13 protein-coding genes are annotated in these 15,730 nt (G+C 53.3%); 10 read left to right on the forward strand and 3 right to left on the reverse strand.

All coding sequences use genetic code 11. From position 1 onward, the window contains the following. The 5 genes from ABQ298_01930 to ABQ298_01950 form a co-directional block, all read left to right on the forward strand. The coding region (locus ABQ298_01930; GenBank protein MEQ9823123.1) for an HDOD domain-containing protein at window positions 1-874 on the forward strand (874 nt) is incomplete at its 5' end. 212 nt (window positions 875-1,086) lie between these two features. Then, on the forward strand, window positions 1,087-4,125 hold the full coding sequence (locus ABQ298_01935; protein ID MEQ9823124.1) for a DUF4214 domain-containing protein: 3,039 nt from the start codon (window positions 1,087-1,089) through the stop codon (window positions 4,123-4,125). Between the two features lie 191 nt (window positions 4,126-4,316). After that, window positions 4,317-5,360: a 30S ribosomal protein S2 gene (gene rpsB, locus ABQ298_01940; protein MEQ9823125.1), complete on the forward strand. Its 1,044-nt coding sequence runs from the start codon at window positions 4,317-4,319 to the stop codon at window positions 5,358-5,360. Window positions 5,361-5,443: 83 nt separating this feature from the next. After that, entirely contained in the window at window positions 5,444-6,034 is a 591-nt protein-coding gene (gene tsf / locus ABQ298_01945; protein ID MEQ9823126.1) for a translation elongation factor Ts, read from the forward strand. Window positions 6,035-6,177: 143 nt separating this feature from the next. Further along, window positions 6,178-6,909: a phosphoadenylyl-sulfate reductase gene (locus ABQ298_01950; GenBank protein MEQ9823127.1), complete on the forward strand. Its 732-nt coding sequence runs from the start codon at window positions 6,178-6,180 to the stop codon at window positions 6,907-6,909. 198 nt (window positions 6,910-7,107) lie between these two features. On the opposite strand, the gene cysI is transcribed toward ABQ298_01950, so the two are convergent. Next, a complete protein-coding gene (gene cysI / locus ABQ298_01955) occupies window positions 7,108-8,835 on the reverse strand; it encodes an assimilatory sulfite reductase (NADPH) hemoprotein subunit (protein ID MEQ9823128.1) in 1,728 nt (575 codons plus the stop codon). Beyond that, window positions 8,825-10,717 carry an assimilatory sulfite reductase (NADPH) flavoprotein subunit gene (locus ABQ298_01960; GenBank protein MEQ9823129.1) on the reverse strand — a complete coding sequence of 631 codons (1,893 nt, stop codon included), beginning with the start codon at window positions 10,715-10,717 and terminating at the stop codon, window positions 8,825-8,827. The genes cysI and ABQ298_01960 overlap by 11 nt, the downstream gene beginning before the upstream one ends. A gap of 179 nt (window positions 10,718-10,896) precedes the next feature. Between ABQ298_01960 and cobA the strand changes: the two genes are divergently transcribed. Next, complete coding sequence (cobA, locus tag ABQ298_01965; GenBank protein MEQ9823130.1) at window positions 10,897-11,661, forward strand: uroporphyrinogen-III C-methyltransferase; 765 nt, start codon at window positions 10,897-10,899, stop codon at window positions 11,659-11,661. 31 nt (window positions 11,662-11,692) lie between these two features. Here cobA and ABQ298_01970 read toward each other — a convergent pair whose 3' ends face one another. After that, the gene (locus ABQ298_01970; GenBank protein MEQ9823131.1) at window positions 11,693-12,016 is read right to left on the reverse strand and encodes a hypothetical protein; all 324 of its coding nucleotides are present in this window, start codon (window positions 12,014-12,016) and stop codon (window positions 11,693-11,695) included. A 66-nt stretch (window positions 12,017-12,082) separates the two neighbouring features. Between ABQ298_01970 and ABQ298_01975 the strand changes: the two genes are divergently transcribed. The 4 genes from ABQ298_01975 (at window position 12,083) to sucD (ending at window position 15,590) form a co-directional block, all read left to right on the forward strand. Then, a complete protein-coding gene (locus ABQ298_01975; protein ID MEQ9823132.1) occupies window positions 12,083-12,931 on the forward strand; it encodes a hypothetical protein in 849 nt (282 codons plus the stop codon). 63 nt (window positions 12,932-12,994) lie between these two features. Then, window positions 12,995-13,393 carry a response regulator gene (locus ABQ298_01980; GenBank protein ID MEQ9823133.1) on the forward strand — a complete coding sequence of 133 codons (399 nt, stop codon included), beginning with the start codon at window positions 12,995-12,997 and terminating at the stop codon, window positions 13,391-13,393. Between the two features lie 110 nt (window positions 13,394-13,503). Then, window positions 13,504-14,703 carry an ADP-forming succinate--CoA ligase subunit beta gene (gene sucC, locus ABQ298_01985; protein MEQ9823134.1) on the forward strand — a complete coding sequence of 400 codons (1,200 nt, stop codon included), beginning with the start codon at window positions 13,504-13,506 and terminating at the stop codon, window positions 14,701-14,703. Window positions 14,704-14,714: 11 nt separating this feature from the next. Continuing rightward, window positions 14,715-15,590, forward strand: a complete 876-nt coding sequence (sucD, locus tag ABQ298_01990; protein ID MEQ9823135.1) for a succinate--CoA ligase subunit alpha — start codon at window positions 14,715-14,717, stop codon at window positions 15,588-15,590. The last annotated feature ends 140 nt before the right edge of the window (window positions 15,591-15,730 follow it).

A 15,730-nucleotide genomic window follows, 5' to 3' on the forward strand; every position in this document is an offset into this window, starting at 1 on the left:
GACGACTCTGGAGGAGCAGGAACGCCTGGATGAGGCGAAAAAAATTCTCGCAAAAGTGAATCTGCAGGCCCAACCCAAGGTCCTGATCGAACTCAACCGACTGGCTCGTTCGGAAGAAGTCAATTTTGACGTGGTTGCAGACCTGATCTCACAGGATGTCAGCTTGTCGGCAAAAATGCTCAAGCTGGCCAGCTCTCCAATGTATTCACGCGGGCAAAAATTCGGTTCGGTGCAAGAGGCACTGATGGCCATCGGATTTGAGGAGTTTCGCAACTGTTTCACTTCTGTGACTCTCAGTGATTTCATGTCGCAGGTGGGCTACCCTTATAAAGGCTTCTGGGACCACTCCCGGAGAGTGGCTGTGCTGTGCCGGGAACTTGCGAACCTGTTGGCGCGCAGGGTGGTAGATCTTGCTTACACACTCGGGCTTTTTCACGACGTGGGGGCGGTGATCATCCCCCTCCACAACCGGGACTATGTGGAGCACATCCACCGGGCATTGCCGTTGTATTTTGGCATAACGGAACTGGAGTACAAAATGGTGAAGACCAATCACTGTGCTGTGGGGGAATTGTTTTGCCGAAATTGGGGTTTGCACGAAGACATACTGGCTGCGCTTCGGTATCATCACCGTCCCGAGATGGATGCTTCACTTTCGAAAGGAAGCAAATCCCTCAAGGCTATTTTGCAGCTGGCCGAACTCTACAACGACAAATGGGATGCGGGGTCCGAGCTGCTCGCGCCCTTTGAGAAATCAAAGGAAACACTGGCCAATATTGGTGATGTTCTGGGACGTGATCCTGAAGAACTGCAGGATCTGGAATCCGAACTTCAACAACGGGTTCAGGATAACCTTGCCGCGATGGGATCGTGATGATGGCACACCGGTGCAGGGTTGCGGCATGGGATGACGCATGCGTTGTTCGGAAGTCGAGCGCTCGTGCTTGATTTTTGAGAGGCTTTCTGTATGGATTAACCGTTTGATTGTGGTTTTTTCGGATCGAACTCCCGTTTTTCGACGGGCGATATTTCGGTTTGAGGAGTTCACGGTGTTCCGCTTTTTGATGTATGTAATCTGAATCTGCCATGTCGCGTTACCCCTGTTTCTGGAAAGTGGCAGGCCTTTTCTTGCTGAGTTTTCTGCAAGGTAGTGCCTCTCCCACACAGTATTATGCCCAGGTTTATACCGAAATTCTTGGTCGAACCCCGACACCAGCAGAATGGGTGGCAAACGAGTACCGTTTTACAGCGGAATCCATCAGTGTGGAGAATGCCCGCAGCGTGATTGTTTCACTGTTGCAGTCGACGGAGTTCTCCCGCCTGGGCTATACCCCCACTGAGAAAGCATTTGTGCTATATCGCAGCATCCTGCTTCGCGAACCCAGCGCGTTGGAACTGACATCGGCAGCCAATCAGCTTGGCGGCAGTGCAGCTGTTGCGACTGTGGCATCCAACATGATGAACTCAGCGGAATTCCGCAACCTTCTGCTTGGTCCCGTGAAAAGTGCCCGTCCCCACTCGTGGGTGAATTCCGGACCCAGTGAACGTTCGCTCATCGGAACTGGTGGACTTGGGAATATCACGGGTGCACAGCTTCAGGCCGCTCTTGATGCGGCCTCGCCGGGAGAAACGGTATTTCTTTCACGTGGAGCACTGGTACGCACGCATCAACCGCTTATCATTCCAGCCGGGGTCACGCTCGCAACATATGATAGTGGTTCGACGGATCGCATTTTCCGAGTGCGCAAGGCCTATGGAGCAATGGGGCGCATAGTGCGTGCGGGCATGTTTGCCAGACCGATGATCGAAATCATGCCGGGTGGCCGATTAATCGGTGTGTGGGTCGATGGGCGCCGGAGCCAACTGCGGGTGAATGACCCGACGCTGCGCAACGTAAATTTGTCCCGACAGGAACGCTTTTTTGACTCTCATAACATTCTGGTTCGTGGTGGCTTGACGGGGGATCAGGTTACGGAAGTTTCCTTTTGCAAGGTTTCGGATTCGACGGGGTGGACTTCGATTCATGCGCTCGGACATGATGGTGGAGTCGGTGTGGGGTTTTCAAAAATAGACAACAATTTGATCACCTGTTACTCATCCAATCGCGACCTTGAAGAGTCGTTTTTCACCGACGGAATCAGCAATGCCAGCTCAGATGGTGTGATCATCAACAACGACATCGTCGATCCTTCCGATGTTGGTATCGTGATCTTCAACCCCGGCATGGTTACCGGGCAGCGTTCCCACGTGGTGGGCAACGACATCCTTTTTGCCGGAGTTGAAGGTTGGGGCGGCATCACGATGGACCACTCAGTGAAGATCAATGATTTCTGCCTGGGTGTGAATCCTGATGGATTTTACAACTGCTTTGACGTCAGTAACCCTGCCATCACCTCTGATTTCACTGGCACCCTTATTCAGAACAATCTGATTTGGAGCAGCGATGATCGTTTTGTGAACGTGGGCATTTCTCTGGGGGTTCATTTGTGGGGGCTGCGCATGTTTGGCCAGGGAGGTCAGGTTCTGCAAAATCGACTCGGAACCCCATCGCAACCGCTCAATACGGGCGTGGGCATGGTAATTGCCGGAATCCGGGAACCCATTGTTCTGGAGAATGAGTTGCACCTGAAGCTCGATCAGAGCCTCATTTCCTGCTTCTCGACAGATCTATTGTTTGATCCGCTTTCCACGGCTTTGGGAGGGCCGCATTCGATGGTGCAGGAAGGATTCAAGGCCGGTGAAGCGTGGGGCATGTTGCGGGCGAAATCGAATGGATACATCTTTGGAGAATACAAGCTGCACCCGACTGGCACGGATGATCAGGCGATTGGAATGGAGCAGACACAACTCAAGGTGCTCGAACTCAACGGAACACGCCTGACGGACCGCTGGACCATTCTTCACTCCGAGCGGAATTTTGGAGACGGTTACCAGTATTACCTTCTCCAGAATCGGGGGAACCACCAGGTGATGGAAGCGACTGCTCCTGAAACCGTTAGCGTGCAGCCCTTTTCCGGACAACCCCAGCAATACTGGAGGTTTGAGCAACTTGAAGGCAGTGCTGCGGGTGCAGGAATGCGGCTGGTGAACCAGATGACCGGAGAATACCTTGGACGGGATGGATTCGGGCAAGTGTTCACTTCAGCCGTGGCAGGTGATGCGTCCTTCAACTGGAAATTTCAGCGCATTGAGGAACGCGGCTTTGATTTTGGCCAACCGGAGTTGATGTTCCTGAATCCATTGGGTGAAGTGTTTAAACTCTACCTTGAATCGACTCGCATTTTTGAGGATCGCAGTGCGGGTAACCCGGGAGTGACGTTGTCCCTCGATCTCTATTCGGATGATCGCAGTGGCTTCAAGCCGATCGGGCAGATGGATTTCAACCGGAATGGGCGCATGGACACCGTATACATCCGTCCGGATGGGGGCTTCTATGTCACTTTCATGACCGAGGATGGTTACACAACTGGCGGCAACATCGGAAACATGCGCACTCGCGAGACCTTTGGCTGGGATATCAGTCCACGGCTGGACTCGTGGGAAAAGCCCGTAGGCTTCATGGACATGGGCAACTCTTCAACCGAGGATCTCATCGTGATCGACCGTGAGGGTAATTTTGAGGTGGGATTTGTCACAGAGAACGGACTGGCAAACAGCAAGAAGCTGGTCAACGCCCGTGACATTGGGCTGAGTGGTGCCACTGCGGATCTGAACTCTCCGATCAAGTCGATTGGTTCCGGTGATTTTGATGGCGACCGCAAGCGAGAGCTTCTCTTTGTCGGCCCTTCAGGGGGGCTTTTCATTGTGAAATCATCGGGGGGCGCACTGCAGCAGGCCGTGGCAGTTGGAAATCCGATGGAACGATTCGGATTTGGTGTGACTTCCGACAGCGCAAGTCCCTACAAACCAGTTGCATTAACCGATGTGAATGGTGACGGCACGGACGATCTGGTAATGGTGGATCCGGGTGGAACCCTGCTAAGCATCCTATTCCGAAACGGTTCGATTGCAGGCGTTGCAAATCTTGGCAATCCCCAGGCGAGCTGGAATTGGAATTTGTCGTCCCAGTCGTTCTATTCCCGCCCCATTGGCATTGCCTACGGAACGGGTTGGTGGAACTGGTGATCCAGTGATCGTGAGTTCGGCTACGGCAGGAAAAACACATTCCTTATAAAAAGAGGCTTGCTTTCATTATAGTGGAAGCTAGCCTCCGTTCTTTTATCCATTTTACCGGAAGTCTTTCCGGGAAAACTGATAACCAAAAACACTCACCATAAGAAAACGATTTCTCTCCCATTCACGGGAGCTTTGAAGCCATGAATATTACTGTAAGAGACCTGCTTGACGCCGGTGTTCACTTTGGACACCAAATCCGCCGCTGGAACCCGCGCTCAAAGCCGTTTATCCACGATCACCGCCACGGTGTTTCGATCATCGACCTCGAGAAAACGTATGAGCAACTCGAGATTGCAACCCAGTACGTTGAAGAATTGGTTGCCAAGGGCAAGGACGTGCTCTTTGTCGGAACGAAAAAACAGGCCAAGGACATCATCCGCGAGGCGGCCGTCAACGTACACATGCCGTTTTCCGTGAATCGTTGGATGGGTGGAACCCTGACAAATTTTGTTACCATCAAGTCGAGTCTGGCGAAGTACCACAAGTTTCTTGAAATGGAGACCGATGGTCGCCTGGCGAAGCTGCCCGGAAAAGAATCGGCGGCAATCCGTCGTCAGATGGAGCGCATGTTCCGGAATTTTGAAGGATTGAAGGAGGTTAAGGAACTTCCGGCGGCAATGTTTGTTGTCGACATCAAAAACGAGCAAATCGCGGTTGCGGAAGCACGTATTCTTGGCATTCCGGTTGTGGGATTGGTGGACACAAACTCCGATCCGACACAGGTGGACTACCCGATCCCGGGGAATGACGATGCGGTCAAGTCGATCCGCTTGATTGTGGAAACGATCAGCGAGGCGGTTCAAAATGGTCTCGCGCGGCGCACAACGGTTGTGGAATCCCGCGGATTTACTCCCCGCATTCGTGAAGAACAGGTTGATCCGTCGCACGAAACGGGAGTTACCCTTCCCGAGGGATATGAAGAGTTTGGAGACAGTGCTGCTGCACCTGTCGAAGCGCCAGTTGAGGCACCCGTTGTCGAAGAAGCACCTGTCGTAGAAGCTCCCGTCGCTGAAGAAGTGGCAGAGCAGGCACCTGTTGAGCAGGAGACTGAAGAAGCTCCAGTTGTCGAAGAAGCAGCCGACGAGCAGCCGGAAGAAGAGGAAGTTGCTGAGAAAAAAGCGAGCAAACCAGCCAAGAAAGCAAAGACCACAAAGAAGAAGGCTGCTTCAGAAGAAGAAGAGTAAGCAAGGTAACAACCTGGTGTCAGCGGTCGAATTTGCTCGGCAATGATCGCAGAAGACCCTAAAGGAACGATAGGAATTGAGCCATGAGCCAGATTAACGCAAAACAAGTAGGAGAACTTCGTGCAAAAACGGGTGCAGGTCTGATGGACTGCAAAAAAGCACTCGTGGAAGCCGGAGGAGATTTTGAAAAAGCAACGACCATTCTTCGCAAGATGGGTGTAGCCGACGCAGCCAAGCGCTCCGGTCGCAATGCCGCTGAAGGCTTGGTCGAGTCATACATTCACTTGGGTGGAAAAGTGGGCGTGCTCATCGAAATCAATTGCGAGTCCGACTTTGTCGCAAAAAACGAGGGTTTCAAGGAGTTTGCCCGGGATCTCTGCATGCACATCGCTGCAGCAAACCCGACTTATGTGAAACGTGACGACGTGCCCGAAGAATTGGTTGAAAAGGAGCGCGAAATCGCAACTGAGCAAGCCGAGGGCAAACCCGCACAAGCCATCCAGAAGATTGTGGAAGGCAAGCTGAACAAATACTTCGCCGAAAACTGTTTGATGGAACAATCTTACGTCAAGAATACGGATCAGACGATTCAGGATCTCTTGACCGAAAAGATTGCCCTGCTCGGGGAAAATATGCTGATCAAGCGTTTTGCCCGATTTCAGGTGGGTGAGTAAGGTTTTTATCGAAGCTCTACCGAATTTGCAGAGGCAATCAGTTTCGACTGGTTGCCTTTGTTGTTTTCGGAATCGACGCAAAGGCATCTATGCTTGGAGGTTGATTCCCCCTCGGACTTGGTACTTTTTAGCAACTCAACATCATGCAAACTTTAGTCAACGTCGAGGAACTCGACATCAACACCTTGAATCAGGAACTGGCAGATCTGCCAGCAACTGGTCGATTCGAACGCGCGCTGAACCTTTTTGGAGATCGCATCTTTCTCTCAACCAGCTTTGGAGTGCAATCTGCCGTGATGCTGCACATGGCAGTTTCGATTCGTCCGGATCTGCCAGTGGTCTGGGTGGATACGGGTTATCTTTTCCCTGAAACCTATCGCTTTGCTGAGGTCCTCAGAGAGCGCCTAAACCTCAATCTGCAGACCTATGTTCCGCGCATGACCTCGGCCCACCAGGAGGCCATCTACGGCAAGCGATGGGAAGACGGCAAAGAAGGGATCGAGGCCTACAATCGTCTGAACAAGGTGGAACCGATGAACCGCGCTGTGGTGGATCTCAATGCGCTCGCCTGGATTTCGGGACTGCGTCGGGAACAATCGAGCACACGCGAACACCTTGAGGTGATGGTGCGGCAGAACAAGGTCGTGAAAGTGCATCCGATCATCGACTGGAGTGCAAAGGATGTGTACCACTACCTGACGAAACATGACCTTCCTTATCACCCGCTCTGGGAAGAAGGCTATGTTTCGGTTGGTGACTGGCACAGCACTTCAAAACTGTCAGACGCTGGTTCAGAGGAGGCAACGCGTTTTGGGGGAGTGAAGCGTGAGTGCGGACTGCATGAACTGTCCGGTCAGCCCGACTTTCAGATCTGACCATTTACCCCACAACGTGCAGGCTTTTCCTGGCTCGTGCTGTCTGATGACGGGGTCAAGCCCTCGAGAATTCGGGGTAAATGGGGTCATGTATTTTTGACCACTGCACCCCAGGTAGCATTGCGCAAGAATTCCTTATGGAAGAATGAGGCAGAGCTGATGGCTTCTGCCTCTCACAATCCTAGGTGGGGGAACGCATCAAATCATGTATTCCTTGTATTTCACATCATTGTGAAACTCTGATCCCTTGCGAGTGGGAGCCACGTAGCCTGCGCGGATTACAAAATCTCCAAAATGCTCACCCTTTTTTCGGTGAGTGGCGTAGTCAATCAGGATGGGCCGGAGCAGCGGAACCAGGTTATCCTGAGGCACGGCATCCCGGTAAAGCTTGTTCAGACGATTCCCGTTGAACGCTGCACCCAGGTAGACGTTGTAAACGCCAGGAGCCTTGCCCACAAAGGCAATTTCGCCGAGATACGGACGGGCACAGCCGTTCGGGCAGCCCGTCATGCGAATCACGATCGAATCATCTCTCAGTCCATGCTCTTTCATGATCTCCTCCAGCTGAGTGACCACGTCCGGCAGGTAGCGTTCGCTTTCCGCGAGCGCGAGGCCACAGGTCGGCAGCGCCACACAGGCCATGGAACTGAGCCGCATGCCCGTCTGGTGCAAGCCCTTGTACAGTTTGTACTGATTGATCAGTTGCTCGATTGCAGGTTTGTCCTCGGGCGCAACGCAACCAATGATCACATTTTGATTGGCGGTCATGCGGAAATCCCCCTTGTGGATTTTGGCGATTTCGAGCAGACCTGTTTTGAGTGGATAATCTGCGCTATCCTTGATGCGACCATTCTGAATGAAGAGCGTCAGGTGTTGTTTTCCATCCGCACCCTGAGTCCAACCATAGCGATCACCGTTGCTTTCGAATGAAAATTCGCGTGCGGTTTGCAGCGGGTAACCCAGGCGCTGTTCGACCTCCGCCCGAAATGCCTCCAGACCCATGCGTTCGATGGTGTATTTGAGACGAGCCTGCGCGCGATCCGAGCGATTTCCAAAATCACGCTGTGTGGTCATCACCTTTTCGGCAACATCCACTGCCTGTTCCGGTGTGCAAAATCCAAGCAAATCTGCGAGTCGTGGGAAGGTGTCCTCTCTGCCATGAGTCATCCCCATACCGCCACCGACAGTAACATTGTAGCCAACGAGTTGACCTTGGTCGTCGGCAATTGCGATAAAACCGAGGTCATGCGCGTAGATATCCACGTCATTGCTGGGTGGCACTGCAATGACCACCTTGAATTTTCGAGGCAGATAGGTAGCGCCATAGAGCGGTTCCTCTGGCTCTGCACCTCCGCTAACCTTTTCTTCGTCGAGCCAGAGTTCATGGTAGGCGCGGGTGCGTGGAAGCAGATGGGAGCTGATCGCCTCGGCCAATTTGTGCACCTCGGCGTGAAGGTGGCTCTGATATGGGTTGGGGTTGCACATCACGTTGCGGTTGACGTCACCGCACGCAGCGATGGTATCGATGCAGGCCTTATTGATGTCCTGAATCGTGCGCTTGAGATTGCCCTTGATGACGCCGTGATACTGGAAAGTCTGCCGCGTGGTCAGACGCAATTGTCCGTTTGCCCAGGTATCGGCGATCCGGTCGATTGCAATCCATTGTTCGGGTGTGATGACTCCTCCGGGGATGCGAAGGCGGATCATGAACGAATGCGCTTTCTCGAGCTTCTTCTTGCGGCGTTCCGCACGTACATCGCGGTCGTCCTGAATGTAGAAGCCGTGAAATTTGGTGAGTTGCGCATCCTCTTCAGGAATGCCTCCCGTGAGAGGATTCTGAATCGATTCCGCCAATGTACCACGAAGGTAGTTGCTTCGGGTTTTGATTCCCTCGTTGGCGTGAAGTTTGTTTGGATCAGTAGACATCGCGTTGGTAGCGTTTTTCTTTTTTCATCGATTCGAGGTACGCATCGGCGTTGTCCTCGCTCATGGATCCCTGTTCCATTAAAACGGATTTCAGGGCCTGGTGCACATCATGGGCCATCCGGGAAGCATCTCCACAGACGTAGAAGGAAGCACCCTCCTGCAACCAGGCGTAGAGTTCCCGGCCTTGTTCCAGCATGCGATGTTGCACGTAGACCTTCTCTGGAGTGTCGCGCGAGAAGGCAGTGTCGATTCGGGTGAGAATCCCGTCCTTATGGAAATCCTGCCACTCGAGTTGATAGAGGAAGTCATACGAGAAACGCTGGTCACCAAAAAACAACCAGTTTCTGCCCTTGGCTTCCACGGCCTGCCGCTCCTGAAGAAACGCACGAAAAGGGGCGATCCCTGTACCTGGACCTACCATGATGATGGGAGTGTCACCGTCTGATGGCAGCTTGAAATGCTTGTTGGGCTGCACGTAGACCGGCAGCTCGCCACCGATATCCACGCGATCTGCAAGGAAAGTCGAGCAGACACCCTTGCGGTGCCGTCGGTGAGTGTAGTATCGAACGGCAGCGACTGTCAGATGAACCTCATCCCCGACAGCCTTCATGCTCGAAGCGATCGAGTACAGGCGTGGCGGCAGGCGTCTGAGCAGGCCCGTTAGATTTTCTGCCGAAAGATTGGGAATCGGGAAATCGATCAAAACATCTAAAATCTCCCTGCCCCAGATGAACTGCTGCAGCTCGGATTTGTTGTCGGGGTGAAGCAGGCGCGCGAGTTCTTCATTGGGATGAAGATCGTGGTATTTCTGCAGGAACACCTTGCTCAGGACCGTTGCGTCGCATTCGGTCATGATGAAGGTATGCAAATCGACGGACTCTCCGTTTTTGTTGGTTACAGTCTGTTCGTTGCTGAGGTTTGCGGCTCGCACGATGTCGGTGACCACTTCGTCACAGTTGACGGGCAGCACGGCGAGTGCGTCTCCGGGTTCATAAGTCAGACCCGACCCCTCGAGTGACAGCTCGAGATGCAGGGTTTCCTTGGTGGAACCGGTGCCGTTGAGCACCACCCGGTCCGTAAGAGTGGAGGGGAACGGGTTTTTTTTGCCGTAAACGACAGCACTTGCCGGAGTTGCAGCGGTTGCGCGTTCTTCCTGAACTTCGAACACCACCTCTGCGTCGGGGCCGGGTTCTGCGGTTGCCTCGAAGGCATCGAGCACAGCCTTTGTCCAGGAGGCCGCAGTATCCTCGTAGTCGACATCACAATCCACGCGGGGGTGGATGCGCGAAGCTCCCAGATCCTCGAGGCGGCGGTCAAAATCTTTTCCCATTTTGCAGAACTGCTCGTAGCTGGTGTCACCCAGCCCCAGCACGGCGAACTGGAGTCCGTCCAGTTTGGGCGCGTCGTCGGCCATGAGTTGCTGGTAGAATGTTGTCGCACGCTCCGGCGGATCACCTTCACCCCAGGTCGAGACATATACCAGAAGATTGCTTTCCCTCGCCAGCTCTGATGGATGAGAGTCCGCCATATCCAATAAGGTGGGCTTCAGGTTCCGCTTCCCCGCCAGTTTTTTGGCTTCAGCTGCAAGGCCTTCGGCATTTCCAGATTCTGAACCATAAAGAATGGTGAGCTTCGGCTTCTCAAAGGATGCGGCAGTTTGCGTCGATGTGCGGTTGTTCGGTTGCGATTTTGAAGCGTCCAGTGCAGACAACGGTGTGCGGGTAGAAGTGCCCGTCAGTTGAAGCGCCTGAAAGCCCGACACAAAACCATTGAGCCAAGTCGCCTGTTCATGCGACATCTGGGTGAAAAAATGATCCAGCCATTCCGCCTCCTGCGGACTGAATGGAGCATTATCGGGAATGATTTTCCTCTTGCTGGGCATAAGTGCGTAAAATGTGTTGCCATTGTTCGCATCGTCAACCACGGACTGACCGCTCGCTCAAAGTTTTAACAACGCTTGTAAGGCAACGACCGGATAGCAGATTTCCGAATCGCCGCACGATTTGATCCAGGCTTGCGTTCCATGCGAGGAGCGACTCATTTCAGAAGCATTCATTTTTCATGAGTTCGAACCCAAAGCATTTGTCCAAAGGATTTGTCTCCATTGTGGGGGCGGGTCCCGGGGATCCTGATCTGATCACGGTCAAAGGCAGGAGTCGTATTGAATCCTGCGATTCCCTTCTCTTCGACTATCTGGTCGATGACCGGTTACTCACCTGGGCCAAGCCGGGCTGTGAACAAATCTGCGTGGGAAAACGCAGCGGCATGCACTCGATGGAGCAGTTTCGCATTAATGAACTGATGGTTCGACTGGCCAATGAAGGCAAAAACGTGGTGCGATTGAAGGGAGGAGATCCCCTGGTTTTTGGAAGGGGCGGTGAAGAGATTGTTGTGCTGCGCGAGCAGGGCATTCCGTTTGAAGTCATTCCAGGGGTGACGGCTGGCATCGCTGCGGCAGCAAGTTTGGAGCAACCTCTGACGCACCGTGAACGTGCGTCGACGTTGCTGTTTGTGACAGGACATGAAGATCCTCTCAAGCACCGACCGCGCATCAACTGGAACGATGTGGTGGTCACCCATTCGACGCTGGTGATCTACATGGGCATGAAGCACCTCCCGGACATTGTGCGAGAGCTGCTGCAGGCTGGCAAATCTCCGGAAACACCAGTGGCCGTAGTGGAGTGGGTCAGCACGCCTCGGGAGCGACAGCACCGGGGCATACTGGTGGATTTGCCCCGGGACGTGCAACGGTTGCAGCTCGGTGCTCCGTCGATTGTCATCATTGGAGATGTTCTCGGATTTGACCGGGCGCAAATGGAATCGTAGGCAATTCCATACGACCGGAATTTCTTGTCGATTAATGTTCGGGTTCGCTTCCCTGTGGAATCCAATCCAGTCGACGAATGGCGCGCAGGTTCCCCGCAGCAATTTGCAGCCACAAGGTGAGTTGTTCAGAGCGGCTGAGATCCTTCAATAGCGCATAGTGGGTTTGCTCGGGTTCATCGAGAACGGCAGTGCCATTGGCATAGAGCGAGATGCTGGTGCCCGAACTGTGGGTCATGGTCACCTCCTCAAATACATCGGGCGGTGCGGCGTACAATTCGTTCACGATGCGAACCATTTGTGCGTGATCGGGGCGCAGACGCGTGGTGCCATGAATGTCTGTAGCCTGATAGGACATGGTTGAAACACAAGCGTTGTTGTGTTGAGTAAGCAAGCATGGCTACTGCTTTTCAATGGAGTACTGATGACTGCTGTATCTGAACTGTGTTTGCTGGTGGATAATGGTTCCATACGGGACCATGCTGCATTGTTTACGCGAAAGCTGGCTTCAACCCTTGCATTCAAGTCAGGAAAAAGCGTAATGGCGGTTTCGTTGGCGCACAGCGACCGTATTCCTCTGGCCAAGCTCAACGGCGAGGCGGTGCCGCTGCTGGTCCCGACACTGCATTCACTGGAAGAAGCAAAATCGCTGAAACACCTCCGGATCCTTCCACTCCTGATGGTGGGAGAAGGAATAATTTACCGGAAAATCGCATCCGCTGCTGCGACCTTCGCAAACCGGCGTCCGGATGTCGATGTGAGCATGGCTCCAGCCCTGGTGGATCCCTGCGAACGGAGTGAAGGTTCCATTCCGCATCTCATGGCCAGTGCCGTGTTGCGCATCATTCAGGAACGTGAGCTGCGGGGAGCGGAAGTCATCATTGTCGATCATGGCAGTCCAGTCGAAGCGGTAGCTCGTCTGCGGGATTGGGTAGCCGACGAAGTGAGGCGGCAGCTGCCCGAGGGCATCGCGGAGCGTGTGGTTGCTGCATCCATGGAACGGCGCGAAGGTGAGGCTTTTGCATTTGCAGATCCATTGCTGGAAGTTGCGCTTGCTGACGCAGCGCGCAGGGGTGTGAGCGATGTTGTGGTGGCCAAAATGTTGCTGCAGCCTGGCAAGCACAGCGGACGGCGAGGAGACATAGAGGCGATCCTCGAGAGGGTTTCTAACGAGCATGCATCCCTTGCCGTGCACCAGCCGAGGCAAATTTTTCGTCAAAATGACTTAATATCCCTGTTGCTTCGTCGATTAACTGCTGTGGCAACTGGATGAAACCTTTCCATGAGTCGCATCGGAATGGCTTTATTTAGTTTTTCGTGTCCCGCAAATCCAGTCATGAGTTCTGAATTGATATTGATTGTCGAAGACAATCCGGTGAACCAAAAGGTTGCCCAGATGATGTTGAAGCGCATCGGGTTTGATTCCGATGTCGCAGACAACGGCAAAATTGCAACAGAACTCCTGACGGAGCGGCACTATCCGCTTGTGCTGATGGACGCACAGATGCCAGTGATGGATGGCATAACTGCAACCCGCTGGATTCGCGCCGAGTTGCCAGCCGAGCGTCAACCCCGAATTGTGGTGATGACCGCTTCCCTGTATCGGGATGCAAAAGGCGAGTGGGACACGGTTGCGATCGACGGATGGGCGGAGAAACCGATCAAGCTCGAACAATTCGAGAAACTCATTCGCGAAGTGCTTTCCCGGACAGAGTCGAAGCTTCTGTCAAGCTGACATAAGTGTTTCTAATCGAAGCATTCCGAGATTTATTTAAGCTGAATACAAGGCCTCAAATCCGGCTTTTACAATGGACTTGCACGGTGTCCTTTTATTAGGACTTACTCATGAATGTCCACGAGTACCAGGCGAAAAAACTTTTTAGCCAGTATGGTATCAATACGGGAACCGGAGTTGCCGTTCAGGATGCCAGTCAGATCCAGCAAGCTCTCAATGATTTCCCAGAAGGGAAGGTTGTTGTAAAGGCTCAGATTCACGCTGGAGGACGTGGAAAAGGAACATTTTCTGATGGTTATCAGGGAGGGGTTAAAGTGGCTGCAAGCCGTGCCGAGGCGGCAGAAATTGCACAGCGCATGCTTGGGAATACGCTGGTAACCGTGCAGACGGGACCTGCTGGTCGTGTCGTCAAGACCGTGTATTTTACGGAAGCTGCAGAAATCCGTGACGAGTTTTACCTTGCAGTGGTGATGGACCGGGAGAGTTCCAGTCCGGTCGTGATTGCCTCTCGTGAGGGAGGAGTTGACATTGAAAAGGTTGCGGAAGAAACCCCTGAGAAGATCCTCAAGATTTGCATCGATCCGGGGGTCGGCATTCAGCCCTACCATGTGAGACAGTTTGTGTTTGGCATGGGGTTTGAGGGAGCACTGGCCAAGCAGGCGGATGTGCTGCTCAAGAATCTATACCGGTTTTTCATGGACAAGGATTGCTCGCTGGTCGAAATCAATCCGCTTGTCATTACAGGAGATGGGGATCTGCATGCACTTGATGCGAAGGTGAATTTTGAGGACAATGCGCTGTTTCGGCATGAGGATATTCAACAACTCCGGGATTTCGACGAAGAGGATCCGAAGGAGGTTGAGGCGTCAAAGCATGGCCTGAGTTATGTGGCTTTGGATGGAAATATTGCTTGTCTGGTCAACGGAGCAGGTTTGGCCATGGCCACCATGGACATCATTAAGCATTTTGGTGGTGAACCCGCCAACTTCCTTGATGTTGGAGGAGGTGCAAATCGGGACCAGGTCACCCAGGCCTTCCGCATCATTCTAAAAGATTCGAAGGTAAAGGGCATTCTGGTGAATATTTTTGGAGGAATCATGAGTTGCAAGACGATTGCGGAGGGAGTCATCGCTGCAGCGAAAGACGTGCACCTCGATATCCCACTGGTTGTTCGTCTCGAAGGCAATGAAGTGGCAGAAGGCAAGTCGCTGCTTGAATCGAGCGGCATCCGTCTGACTTCGGCAGATGACCTCAGCGACGCGGCTCGCAAGATTGTGGAGCTGGTCAACCCCATCGCGAATCCTGCATAAGTTCAAACATCATGAGTATCCTAGTTGGTAAACAAACTCGAGTCGTTGGTCAGGGAATCACAGGCAAAGCCGGGTCCAAGCACGCGATCAACAACATGGCGTATGGAACCCGTTATGTCGCTGCGGTGACTCCGGGAAAGGGCGGACAGCGTTTTGAAGAAAAGGTTCCCGTGTTCAACACCGTGCGCGAGGCGGTGGAGAAGGAGGGCGCGAATACGTCAGTGATATTTGTACCGCCGGCATTTGCAGCTGACGGAATTCTCGAAGCCATTGATGCAGGCATCGAGCTGGTGGTTTGCATCACCGAGGGAATTCCGGTCAAAGACATGGCCTTTGTCAAAAAGGCATTGCAGCAGAGCAAGACGCGCCTGATCGGACCCAATTGTCCGGGCATCATGACTCCGGGGCAGTGCAACATCGGCATCATGCCGGGATACATCGCCAAGCCCGGTCGCATCGGTGTTGTCAGTCGATCTGGCACGTTGACGTATGAAGCGATGTATCAAACGACTGTTCTTGGGCATGGCCAGTCGACCTGCGTGGGCATTGGCGGAGATCCCATCAACGGCACAAGTCACCTCGATGTGATCAAACTCTTTAATGAGGATCCTGAGACGGATGCGATTATCATGATCGGAGAAATTGGCGGAACTGCAGAGGAAGCTGCGGCTGCCTACATCAAAGACCATGTTAAAAAACCCGTAGCTGCGTTTATTGCAGGCACCACGGCTCCTCCAGGGCGTCGCATGGGGCATGCGGGAGCCATTGTTTCGGGTAGCAGTGGAAGTGCAGAATCCAAGATCGCCGCACTGAAGGATGCAGGCATTGCAGTGGCACCGACCCCCTCCGAGATCGGAAGCACGCTGATGTCCATCTACCAACCCTGAGGATGTGGTGAAGGAACCGGGCAAAAACGACCTGATTGAGAAAAAACCGATCCCCCTTAAGTGGGTGGCAATCGCGGTGGTCATTTTTGCTCTGGTGTACCACGTCAGCCTTTTGCTGCAATCGGCAGGTTCATGAGCAT

Source organism: Puniceicoccaceae bacterium (assembly GCA_040224245.1).
Taxonomy (GTDB): domain Bacteria; phylum Verrucomicrobiota; class Verrucomicrobiia; order Opitutales; family JAFGAQ01; genus JAKSBQ01.